A 12,234-nucleotide genomic window follows, 5' to 3' on the forward strand; every position below is an offset into this window, starting at 1 on the left:
TTGGATCTATTTAATTCTATAGGAATGAATCAGAATGAATTATAATAACGACTACCAAATCGTTTTAGGCCTTGTTTTGGCGCTTATGATCTTCGGGGTTGCTTTGGAACTTAGGTTCATAGCTTTTAAAGCAGTGTTACAACGTCCGATCTCTGCCTTAGCTGGCCTCATTGGACAAACCGTTTTTTTACCTTGGATCACTCTACTGATTACACTCCTACTCGATTTGCCCGCAGGGATTGAGTTAGGTATGTTGTTAGTAGCAGCAAGTCCTGGAGGAAATTTATCCAATATCATTACTCATTTGGCTCGCGGAAATACCGCACTTTCAGTGAGTATGACTGCTGTTTCCAGTGCATTCGCCATTATAACTTTACCACTTAACTTTACGATTACGGCAAATTTGAATCCTGTTACACAGGCCCTGATCTCTGGAACAGGAGAACTTCATATTGATAGTATTGCCATCATCAAAGGATTATTGATTTTACTTTTATTTCCTTTAACTCTTGGAATGTTAATTGGAAATTATGCAACGGGAACCGCTCATAAAATCACTCCCTTTTTCAAAAGGGTTTCTTCCTTTGCTTTTCTTGTGTTTATCCTTGTAGCTGTTGGCGGAAACTGGAAAGTGTTTTTAGACAATATGGGATTTATTTTTCTAATTGTTGTCCTTCATAATTTAGTAGCCCTAACCATTGGAAATCTAATCGCTAGAGTATTTCGACAAGACCCTTCCAACCGCCGCGCCATTACGATTGAAGTAGGCATGCAAAACTCAGGTCTTGCCCTGGGACTTATATTAACACAATTCCAAGCAGAACCAAACATGGCTTTGGTGGCAGCATTTTGGGGAATTTGGCATATTGTTTCGGGACTTTTGTTAGTATTGTATTGGCGTAAATTTTCACCTATCGAAGGAAAATAGCTTGAGAGTATTGATTACAGGAGGTGCCGGATACATCGGTACCTCGCTCATCCAACATATATCTAAATCCTATCCAAATTGGAAAATTTTTTCAACAGATATAAAACCTTTTAATGGTTTAGAAAATTTTTCGAATGTCGAATTTCAAATTTTAGACATCACGAAGAAAGAAGAAGTGATTTCACTGATTCAAAAATGGAAACCTAATTCTATAGTGCATTTGGCTTCCATTTTAAATCCTCCACCAGGAATGAGTGAAGAAATCCAACACAAAATTGATGTAGAAGGCACAAGGAATGTGTTAGATGGTGCAGTCCTTTCGCAAACTGAACAAGTAATCATTACTAGTTCTGGGGCCGCTTATGGTTATCACAAAGACAATAAAGATTGGATCGAGGAAACAGATCCCATCCGAGGACATTCTGCCTTTGTTTATTCTAGGCATAAAAAGGAAGTAGAAGAACTTCTTGTTAGTTATCGCAACCAACATCCTGAATTAAAACAACTAATCTTAAGACCCGGAACCATCTTAGGAGCTACCGTCAATAACCTAATTACCGATATGTTTCGAAAACCATTTGTTATGGGTGTTTTCGGACATCTAAGTCCTTTTGTTTTTATTTGGGATGAAGATGTCATACAAATCATCATAAAAGGTATATTGGAAAAAAAAGAAGGACAGTTTAATCTCGCTGGCGATGGGGCTATGACTCTAAAAGAAATTAGTTCTATGATTAAAAAACCTTATTTGCCAATTCCTGCGTTTTTATTACAGTCGGTGCTTTTTATATTGCGAATGTTCCGCCTAACACAATACGGACCTGATCAAATTGATTTTTTAAGATATAGGCCTGTTTTATCCAACAAAAAACTAAAAACAGAATTTGGATACACACCAAATTTCACTTCCAAAGAAACATTCATTCAATATTTACAAGCCAAAGGAGTTCCTTACCATGAACGTTAAATACTTTTTGTTATTTTCTATATTCACCTATGTCCCGTTATTTGCCATTGACATCGAAGTGAAAGATTCTTCAGGAAAACCTTTAGATCTGGTTATGGTCACTGTCAAAGCAGAAAAACCACAAGTACCTCCTCGAGATGATCATGGATATCCTCCCGAAGGTTTGGAATTTACGATTACTCCAGAAGTGACTATGTTTACAAACCCCAACGGAAAAGTACAAGTTCCTTTTCCTTATGCGCCCTCAGTGGTCATTCGTTTACGAAAAATTGGATACAAAGACCAAAACTTAAGGGCCTTTTCCTCTGGTTCATTTCAGTCCTTTCGAATGGAGAAAGTAGTAGATATCAACCTTCTTGTTAGTCAATACCCATCTAATAGTTGGGTAGCGGCCTTAGATTTTGGCGAAGATAAGGATTTAAGAAAAACTTACATGGAACAATGTGGGTTTTGTCACCAACAAGGTAGTTTTTTTATGCGCCGCGCATTCTCTGAAGGAGATTGGGAAGATATTATCAATCGAATGATGGGATATGGTGCAAGGCCACACGGCAAAGCCAAAAAGAAACTCCCTTCATTATTATCAAATGCTTATGTAGATTTACTCAAACATCCTGAACGTGTAAAACCAGGTCGCACTTGGGGAAAAGAATTATACGGTGCTGTAATTCGCGAATGGCCAATGGGTGATAGTTTTTCCCAAATGCATGATCTTTTGTATCATAAAAAAACAGGTTTAGTGTATGTGGGTGATAATATTCAAGACCGACTTTGGGAAATAAATCCTAACACAGGTAAAACGGTAGTTTATAAAGTTCCCAAACAACCAGAAGACGAACTTGGTGGTCTTCTGCCAGGAAGATTACGATCTTTCCAAAAACATGAAACTTATGTTGGTTTACATTCACTAGCAGAGTCTCCAGTGGACGGACATATATTCATCACACCATCCTTACAAAAAAGGATCACTGAGTTTGATCCAATTTCAAAAAAATTCACAGACCATATGTTTGCCGATGGATTATATCCTCATACGGTTCGTATTGATGATGAAGATCGAGTTTGGTTTACATTAGCACTTTCCAACCAAGTGGGAATGTTTGATCGAAAAAAAAATACTTTCAAAAATTATAACTTACCTGCAAGAACCAAAAAGGAAAGTTTTAGTTTATGGATCAGCGGATTCATTGTGAAGTTGATGAACTGGGGTTTCCCAATGCACTTACTTCCTGTGGATGAACGTGTGAGTGGAATGCCTCTTCCTTATGGAATTGATATCGCACCCAATGGAAATGTTTGGTTCACTCGGTTACACGCAGATACAATTGGCGTGATCAATCCAAAAGATGATAGTTTTAAGTTGATCGAAACTCCATTCCAAGGTCCACGCCGCCTAAGAATTGATAAAGACAATCATATTTGGATCTCTGCATTTCCTGAAGGTTCTATTGCTAAGTACACACCAGAAGATGGTAAATTTAAAATGTATCCTTTGCCTACTGCCGTAGATGGAGTAGAAACTCCTTATTCTCTTAACGTCGACAGACCAAGAAACTTAGTTTGGGTGAATGGTACTTCTTCAGACAACCTCATGGCAATGGATATCAAAACAGAAGAATGGAAAGTATATCCCATGAGTCGAAAAGTTACTTTTACAAGAGATGTAGAATTTGGTCCAGATGGAAAAGCATACACTTGTAATGGTGCCTTCCCAAGTTGGCATATTGAAGATGGACAACCAACACTTATGGAAATTAAACAATCAAAATGAATGTTAAAGAAAATTATAACCAAGGACAAATTATAAGATTTTTGGCTGCCTCTTTTTTAGGATTTTTGGCAGGTCACCTAACAAACTATAGTGTTATTTTGTACGCACAAGATGTTTGGAATGCAGATGCCCTTGCTGGTCTCGGCTTTGGTTTGTGTTTTGGTGTCCCACTCATTCTTGGTTGGTTTGCAGGTGCTTGGTGTGATTCATACTCACCACAAAAATTAGCGCAAGGTGCCCATGTTTCTTTTTTAGTTTCTCTTGGTTTATTGCACCTTTCTTCTCGAATGGAAGGCAAGTTTGCAGTTTTTCTTTTTCTACTTGGCGCTGGTTTTGCGGGTGTAGGTTGGTCTATCCTTGCACCAGCACGTATGTCCTTACTGGGTAGGCTTGCCGGGGAGCGCCAAGTAAAGTTAGCAGTTGTATTCAATATTCTTGTGATGCTTGGATTCGGAGCTGCTCCTCCAATTCTTGCTTTTTGCAGAAAAATTAATTCCTGGGAAATGGTTCACCTAACGGGAATCAGTTTATTTTTTATTGCAATGGTACTTCTTTTGGGTATTCAAACGAAAGGACTTGGAAAAAATTCCTCTGCTTGGGATCGGATTTTACGAGGAGTTTCTTACGCTAAAAATCACACTCTGCTCAAACAAACCTTACTTTTTTCTATAGTGATTTATTGTTCTATGGGGCCAGTCCAAGTAATGATGCCTCGGTTTGCCAAAGGTGTTTTGGGACTAGGAGAATTAGAACGAGGATTTTTTCTGGGAGCACTCGCGGTTGCTTTGTTAGTTGGTGGCGGAGTTTCTTTGAAACTAGCAAAACAAGTTGGTTATGGCAAAATGATACTTTTGGCCGGTTTATTTTGTGGGTTGGGTTTTTTAGGGATTGGATTTAGTTCCATTGTATGGGTTTCTGTTTTATTTTTACTATTTAGCGGATTTGGAGCGGGTGCTAGCATTAGTTTAATCGTTGCTATCTTACAATCGGAAGTGGCTACAGAATATAGAGGTAGACTTGTAAGTTTATATACAATCACAAGTCAAGTTGTCCCTGCGGCGTCAGGACTTCTCTCTGGACTACTTTTGGTTAAGCTGCCGATTACGACTGCTGTCATAGGTGCTGGAGCCACCCTCACACTGATTGTGATTTTCAGCACAATCAGATTAGAAACATTAAGAAACTATGAAGTTTAAATTACCATTGTTGGTACATTTGTTCTGCAAAACCAGCAAGGTCTTTTACTACTAGTTTTGTGCCATTGTCCAAAACAACATAACCGTTGTAATATCCGAATGCTTTGTTTAAATAAGCTTCTGTCTTCAGAAGTTCCAATATTTCAGAGAAAGTGAAGTTTTGGTACAATTGTTTTAAAAATCCAATCATCCCCATTAGATCAATGTCTGAATGCAAAAGATAAACGGGTGTGAAATCAAGTTCCATCCGACCTTCGTTACTGATAAACTTCCAAGGTTTTTTGTAATCTGTTACATCATACTTCCATGTAACTTTATCTAGTTTATGAACCTTTCCTTTATAAACGATTCCATTCTCAGTTGCATTGTTTGGAATTCCAAATCCATATCCTAAGTTTAAACTTAGTAATTCTCCATCAACGAGACCTGCACCAGCTGCCCAAAGCCATTTGTTTTGTTCTGGCCAAGTACCTCTTCCCCAATCTAATACGGCATAACTTTTATCGTTAAATTCATATTTGATATCGTTATGTTGGATCGAACCTTTGCATAACAAACTTGGCATTTTGTATTCATAAAAAAAAGTTGATTCGGAAAAAGGAGTGATGACAGCAAGGGCCTCTTGTGCTTTTTCTTCCAACTCTAAATTACCTTTGATGAACTCAGCATTCGAATCACCAATGATAGAATACGCAATGACTCTTTTGCCTTTTAGTTTAGTGATTCGAATGAACTGATCCCCTTTTTTGAATTCAATAGGATCCGTTGTATTTGTTGGAAAAAGTATTTCACCAGGTCTTACTAATTCAGTTTTTGAAAAAATCACTTTGCCTGTGGAAAAATCTAAAAGTTCAATGCTACCCATTGCTAAATTTCCAATATCGGTAACAGTAACAGCACCACCAAATTTTTCATTATAAAATGTGTAATGTTCCCAACGTTTATATCTTTTGGGGTCTACTTTAATAAAAGATTCATTTATTTGGAAATTAGGGTATCTTGACCAACCGGAAACATTAAGTTTACCATCGACTAACAAAAGCGAAACGGGGCTTTTGATTTCCTTTTGGTTAGTCGGATTTGCGTCAGGTTCTGGAATGAGAGTGATGGTTTTTCCATGTTGGTCTATGATTTGACCTGGTTCTAACTTCGCATTAGAACAATTGAATATGCAAAGGCTTAGGAAAATTATACCTAAGACAATGAACACTTGTGGTTTGCTATAAAACATAAAAGTTCTCCAAAAAAACAAATACTAGACTAAGAATTGCTAAAAGTCAATAACTCTTGAGCTTGAATTCTAATTTGTTCAACATACTGCTCTAAATTTCTGGATGCATCCGAAATTTGGCTCTCCTCATCTTCTAGGGCAAGAATCCCTTTATTAACTTCAGTTTGTCCTGAAATCTGTTCTTTCGTACTAAGAGATATTTGTGATGATAAATCATTGATTTCATTCAAACGAGATATGGTATCAAAAATAATTCCCTTTTGTTTTTCAAAAAGCTCATGCATAAAACTCACTTTCTTTGTCGTAATCTCTAATTTTTGAATTTGATTTGTAGTTAAATTCCCTGCTTGAGAGGACACTTCTGAAGCATTGATTATAAATTTTCGAGAGTTACCTACTACCTCCGAAATGATTTTTGCATTAGTTGCAGTAAAGTCTGCTAATTTACTTACTTCGCTCGCAACAACCGCAAAACCCCTTCCTACTTCACCAGCACGAGCCGCTTCAATCGATGCATTTAGCGCGAGTAAATTTGTTTTCTCTCCGATTTCAGCAACTATCTGGTTAATTTCATCTACCTTATCAAAAGAAGATTTTATGGAAGATAAATACTCGGTAGTTCTTTGAGAGACCACTCCAATTTCTGTTGTGTCTTTTTTGTTTTCATTCGCAAGTGATATCAACTCTTGATTTATATCGCTGATAGTAGAAACCAAATGATTTAAGTCGTTGGATCCAGAAAATAAATCTGTAATTTTTATATTTTGTTCATTGATAATCTTCGCATTGGACTCAAAAGAAGAAAAAAGTTCTATATTGATAGCGGTCACTTGTTCTAAAGAAGCCGCTTGGGATTCTAATCTTTCTGCTGTTTTAAAAATGTAACTTCCACAACTTTGAATCGAAGATTCTAAATTGACTGCAGCACCTTGCACCATTTTTTTTTGTATGATTGATTTTTGAAATAAGTCTTCCGATTCAGTTGCTTTCTCCATTCCTTTATCACTGATTTGTATCAAAAGGGCAATGAGTCTTGAAAGTAAAACTCCACTAACAATGATAAATATACCCTTAACTATTTCAGCGGAAGTTCCTACATAACCTGTTTGAATATAAAGAGTAGGATCTTCGGTCGGTATCAGTCCACCATAAGAAATAGATGTAATATAAGCGAGAAATACACCAAATCCCGCCAAACATCCATTAAACAATACAAACTTAGGATTTCCTAAAAATCCAGAGTATATTAAATAAAAATACACTACTAGTAGCACTGCAGTGTTATTTAAGGCAGACTTCGCTTCTAGAGGGCCCATACTACAGTCAATAGATGTATTGATTAAGTGAATTCCAATATCTAATAGAATAAGAAATTTATGAAACCAATCAGGTGGATTTCCGTTTTTTAACCAAAGATAACAAATAGTAGCGTAAATACCCATAAACAATGTTCCCGATAAATGGATAATGAACATTGTTTTTGGCATACTTTCTCTCGTTCCAAGTAACGCCAAAAAGAATATAAAAAACAGGACGATTCTGATTCGGTTGACTGTTACTTTTCCATTTTGCCAAAGTGACTCAATATTCATTGTTAGTTGCCAGAAAAAACAGGTTTACGTTGATTAGTAAAACTTTCTAAAGCTTCTTTTAAATCAGAAGAACCTAAAATCTGAGATTGTAATTCGATTTCTAATTCCAAACTTTGATCTAATGGAATTTTATCCCCTTGTTTTATAATCTGTTTCGTAATCGAAATTGTTTTGGGAGGTAAGGATTTAAACTTATTTGCAAATTGTTTCACTGAGTCTTCCAAATGATCAGAAGGAACTACTTTTGTGACTAGGTTAAGTTGTAATGCTTTTTCAGGGTTAAATTTATCACCTAACATAACCAATTCATTGGTTGCGGCCACGCCAGCATTACGAGTAATTCGGTTGGTTCCCATAAGAACTGTTAATCCTAATTTAACAAGTGGAACAGAAAATACCGACTTTTCGCTGGCGATTCTAAAATCACAACATAAACTCAACATAAATCCACCACCCATACAAAATCCTTGTATTTTGGCGATTGTAGGTTTTTTGATATTTTCAAATGCGGTAAAACAACTTTGCATTTCTCGCATATTATGTTTGAAATCTTCTGTATTAATTTCAGTCACTTTGTTTAAGATATCGATATTTACACCAGAGGAAAAATGTTTTCCTGCACCTTGCAAAATGATGACCCAAACACTTTGATTTTCCTCTAACTCTTTACTAATTTTTTTTAGCTCAAAAAGAGAATCCATATTCATTACATTCAAATCATTCGTTTGTAAAGTAAGGGTTGCAACTCGGTCTTCAATACTGATATTCCATGATTTATAGGTTTGCATAAAATTTCCCCCTATTTCCGATACATAGATTCAATTTCATTTTGATACTTTTCTTGAACTCTATTTCGTTTCACTTTTTGAGTTTGGGTTAATTCATCATGTACAACAAAAGGATTTTGTAAGATATAAAAATTTGAAATTCTTTCAAATGCCTTAAATCCATTTTTATCAGATATAAATCTTTTAACTTCTTCTTTGATTAATTTCTGTAAATTTTCATCTTCGTTGTAGATACAATGGTTCAAATCCAAAGTGATCGAATGTAAATTTAAATAGGTTTGTACTTTTTCCAAATTTAATAGAATTAATACAGATAATGTTTTTTTATCTTGTCCAACTACAACTGCTTGGTCTATATATTCGCTTTGTTTTAAACAAATTTCTATTGGCTCTGGTTCGACATTTTCACCACCAGATAGTACAATTGTATCTTTGGCCCTACCGGCAAACTTCAAAGTACCTTGAGCTGTATAAACAAGTAAGTCTCCAGAATTTAACCAACGATCCTCGGTTAAAACGGCTTTTGTTTTTTCCTCTTCCAAATAGTAGCCTTTCATATTATGAAATCCATGATGGTGGGCTACACCTTTGATTCCCGGTTTTACAATTTCCTTTCCAAACTCATCGATAAGTTTGATTGTTACTCCTTCAATTGGTTTTCCAACATTACCAATTGAAAAATCATTATAATGTCTTATGGTAGAAACACCTGAATTCTCAGTCATTCCATAGACTTCTAATATAGGCATTCCAATTGCATACATAAACCTATCAACTTCGGCTTGTAATGCTCCTGCTCCTGCGAAAGCATAACGTAATTTACTACCTAATACTGATAATATTTTTGATAGAACTAATTTAGAAATAGGTAGCAGAGGAAGATAAATGACTAATTTAATGAAATGAAAAACTTGAGACAAAAGTTGGAGTAATGTTTTAGGCGAATTTAGCCTTGGAATTCTATCAAAAGCAAGATCAAAACAAATCGAAAAATTAACTGAGTTCCAAACAAGTAATTTCAAAAAATATTTTTTGAATAGATTACTTTTGTTAACGGTATCTCTAATTTTATCATAAAAACTTTCCCAAACACGAGGAACTGTAAATAAAATTGTAGGTTTCGCCTTTGCTAAGTCTTTTCCTAACTCGGCAACCGTTGTAAAAGCAATTTTAATACCTGAATAAAAACAGATAGTTTCAAAAATTCTTTCACCACTATGCCAAGGCGGAAGAAATCCTAAAGTAACATCACCTTCTCCCACTCGAACTCCAGTTTTTCGAAATTCAGCCACAAGGGAATGAATCTCAAAAAGAATACTCCCATGTGTTAACATAACACCTTTTGGTTTTCCTGTTGTACCAGAAGTATAAATAATAGTAGCTAAATCCTCTTCCTGGATTTCTTTTCCTCTCAAATGAAACTTTTCATCACTAACGGAAGCACCTGCTCTCTTCAATTCTGAAAAATTTAAAATTGGGAAACCTAATTCGGTATTTTCACTTCGATTGTCCCCAAATAATACAATGGTTTCAATTTTCAGTTTTTTTAATTCAGGTAAAAACTTAAGTAAAGTTTTTTCATTTTCAATAAAGACAATTTTACAATTTGCATGGGTTAAGATATAACTGATGTCATCTAGTGTTGCATCTGTTCCTCTAGGAACATCCACACAACCTATATTTGTTATAGCCATGCTTACTTGTAACCAATGATGGCCTACATCTGCAATGATACCAATTCTTTCTCCAGAATTTGCATTTAAGTAAAGTAATCCTTTGGATAAACTTTCCACAGAAGAAACAAATTCATTATAACTAATATCTAAATAATTCTTTTTATTATCTTTATAACTTTGAACTGTAAGATCGCCGTACAAACGTCTTCCTTCTTGCACCAAATTGTACAAAGTTTTTTTTTCTAAATTGGGAACCTTCATATCCATTCCTAAACGTTGATATTCATATGATTTAACAAAATTTTATCTTTTATTTTTTGTGGCAAAAAACGGTTGAGCCCTAAAAAGAATTTACTCATAAAATCGACTTGGTTGAATAATTTAGGTTTATTAGAAAGAATCACCTTAACTATCTTTTCCGCCGCCTGAATAGGATTCGTAGCTGTTCGAATCAAATCATTATCCCTATTGATAAATCGCACACAACGATCATAATATGGTGAATTCATCTCTGGTAACTTTTGTGCTTTTGCTGCAAAGTTTGTCGATACCTGTGCTGGTTGGATCATAGCCACTTGAATTCCGAATGGAGATACTTCATAACGTAAGGAAGACACCATTCCCTCAATCGCAAACTTCGTCGCAGAGTAAATGGATTCAAAGGGAAATGGAACTTGGCCCACAAGAGATGACATTACAACTAGTTTTCCTTTTTTTGCAGTACGCATAGAAGGTAGAAATGATTGTAAAAGCCTTGCACATCCAATAACATTGATATCAAAACATTGAAGAGCCTTGTTTAAGTCTACTTCTTCAAATGGACCGAAAAAACCAATTCCAACATTTGATACAATAGTATCCACATTTCCAAATTTTTTCAGAACTGAATCTTTAAACTTTATAATTTTATCTGTTTCAGTAATACTCAATGGCTCTAAATGAAACTTCGCATTTAACTTAGTTAATTCAGAAGATAAACTATCTAAATACTTTTTCTCAATATCAAATCCACAAATGGTATGACCTTGTGCCGCTAACATAAGAGAGACTTCTCTACCCATTCCTTGTGCAATTCCACTGATTACTATTACTTTACTCATTTACATATCTCCTATAGAAAACTATTTCATTTTTAAAATTGAACTTTTGAAATCAGGATACTTTAAAGCATAACCTACCGATTTTAATTTTCGATTGTCCATATAATAGTCGTTATACAGATATTTGATTGCTTCATATTCCAAATCAGGAATTTTCCTTCTCAGTTTTGCAATGGGCGCTTCTAACTTTGCCAAAACCTTTAAAAGACCTAAAGGAATGTGGACCTTATTAATTTTTGAACCAAAAGCTTCTGCGGCTAAACTCAAAGCCTCTTCTAAACTTGGATGACTATCATCTGCTATATTAAAAATCCCACCAAAAACAGATTCTCTTTCTGAAAGATAAATGGCAGCAGAAGTAACATCTTCAACTCTAACGTTTGCTATCTTTTGTTTTCCGTTTCCGGGAATTCCTGCAATTTTTCCTGGCCTAGAAAATACCTTTCCAGCGCCATCATTACAACCAGGGCCATAAACCGTACAAGGCCGTAAAATCAACGCATTAAGACCTTTCGGAATCTTACTCGTTACAATTTGTTCACCGTCATATTTGCTTTTACCATAAGAGTCCATAGGGAAACAAAGATCTGTTTCCTGAAATGGATTCCCTTTATAAGTTCCATAAACACTGGAAGAACTAAAGTGAATATATGCTTTCACTTTCTTTTCCAATGCTAAATCTGTGATTTTATCTACAGCATTTACATTGATGGGTTTTAAAGTATCGTAAGGCGTACTTAAATTACAAATCCCCGCCACATGAAAGATTCTATCCACGCCATCCAATAATGGCCGGAGTTCTTCTTCTTTACGAATGTCTGATTTAACAAATTCAATATTTGGATTCTTTAAAGAATCGATTCTATCATTTCTTAAATCCGTAACTCGAATTTTAAGGTTTTTATCTTTGGTAAGTTCCTTTAAAAGTTCAAACCCGATAAATCCATTCGCACCTGTAACTAAAGTTGTAGCGGTAAATTTCATA

The 12,234-nt window shown here is 35.4% G+C and carries 10 protein-coding genes; 4 read left to right on the forward strand and 6 right to left on the reverse strand.

Going from position 1 to position 12,234, the window contains the following annotated elements:
• The first annotated feature begins 34 nt into the window (after window positions 1-34).
• The 4 genes from EHQ31_RS17730 to EHQ31_RS17745 are packed head-to-tail and all read left to right on the forward strand — an operon-like array spanning window position 35 to window position 4,862.
• Entirely contained in the window at window positions 35-928 is an 894-nt protein-coding gene (locus EHQ31_RS17730; RefSeq protein WP_135572538.1) for a bile acid:sodium symporter family protein, read from the forward strand.
• A gap of 1 nt (window position 929) precedes the next feature.
• On the forward strand, window positions 930-1,895 hold the full coding sequence (locus tag EHQ31_RS17735; protein ID WP_135572540.1) for an NAD-dependent epimerase/dehydratase family protein: 966 nt from the start codon (window positions 930-932) through the stop codon (window positions 1,893-1,895).
• Window positions 1,885-3,666, forward strand: coding sequence for a Vgb family protein (locus EHQ31_RS17740; RefSeq protein ID WP_135572542.1), 1,782 nt, complete (start codon window positions 1,885-1,887; stop codon window positions 3,664-3,666). The genes EHQ31_RS17735 and EHQ31_RS17740 overlap by 11 nt, the downstream gene beginning before the upstream one ends.
• Window positions 3,663-4,862 (forward strand): MFS transporter, encoded by a 1,200-nt coding sequence (locus EHQ31_RS17745; RefSeq protein ID WP_135572544.1) that lies wholly within the window; start codon window positions 3,663-3,665, stop codon window positions 4,860-4,862. Before EHQ31_RS17740 ends, EHQ31_RS17745 begins: the two co-directional genes overlap by 4 nt.
• Before the next feature lies 1 nt (window position 4,863).
• On the opposite strand, the gene EHQ31_RS17750 is transcribed toward EHQ31_RS17745, so the two are convergent.
• Genes EHQ31_RS17750 through EHQ31_RS17775 form a run of 6 tightly spaced genes read right to left on the reverse strand, consistent with a single transcriptional unit; the run spans window position 4,864 to window position 12,233 of the window.
• A complete protein-coding gene (locus EHQ31_RS17750) occupies window positions 4,864-6,093 on the reverse strand; it encodes a DUF2804 domain-containing protein (protein ID WP_135572546.1) in 1,230 nt (409 codons plus the stop codon).
• Window positions 6,094-6,122: 29 nt separating this feature from the next.
• Window positions 6,123-7,685: a methyl-accepting chemotaxis protein gene (locus EHQ31_RS17755; protein WP_135572548.1), complete on the reverse strand. Its 1,563-nt coding sequence runs from the start codon at window positions 7,683-7,685 to the stop codon at window positions 6,123-6,125.
• Between the two features lie 2 nt (window positions 7,686-7,687).
• Entirely contained in the window at window positions 7,688-8,473 is a 786-nt protein-coding gene (locus EHQ31_RS17760; protein ID WP_135572551.1) for an enoyl-CoA hydratase/isomerase family protein, read from the reverse strand.
• Window positions 8,474-8,484: 11 nt separating this feature from the next.
• Window positions 8,485-10,410 (reverse strand): AMP-dependent synthetase/ligase, encoded by a 1,926-nt coding sequence (locus EHQ31_RS17765; RefSeq protein WP_135572553.1) that lies wholly within the window; start codon window positions 10,408-10,410, stop codon window positions 8,485-8,487.
• 8 nt (window positions 10,411-10,418) lie between these two features.
• On the reverse strand, window positions 10,419-11,249 hold the full coding sequence (locus EHQ31_RS17770) for an SDR family NAD(P)-dependent oxidoreductase (RefSeq protein ID WP_135572555.1): 831 nt from the start codon (window positions 11,247-11,249) through the stop codon (window positions 10,419-10,421).
• Between the two features lie 21 nt (window positions 11,250-11,270).
• Window positions 11,271-12,233, reverse strand: coding sequence for an NAD-dependent epimerase/dehydratase family protein (locus EHQ31_RS17775; RefSeq protein WP_135572557.1), 963 nt, complete (start codon window positions 12,231-12,233; stop codon window positions 11,271-11,273).
• Between the last annotated feature and the right edge of the window lies 1 nt (window position 12,234).

Source organism: Leptospira montravelensis (assembly GCF_004770045.1).
GTDB classification, from domain to species: Bacteria; Spirochaetota; Leptospiria; order Leptospirales; family Leptospiraceae; genus Leptospira_A; species Leptospira_A montravelensis.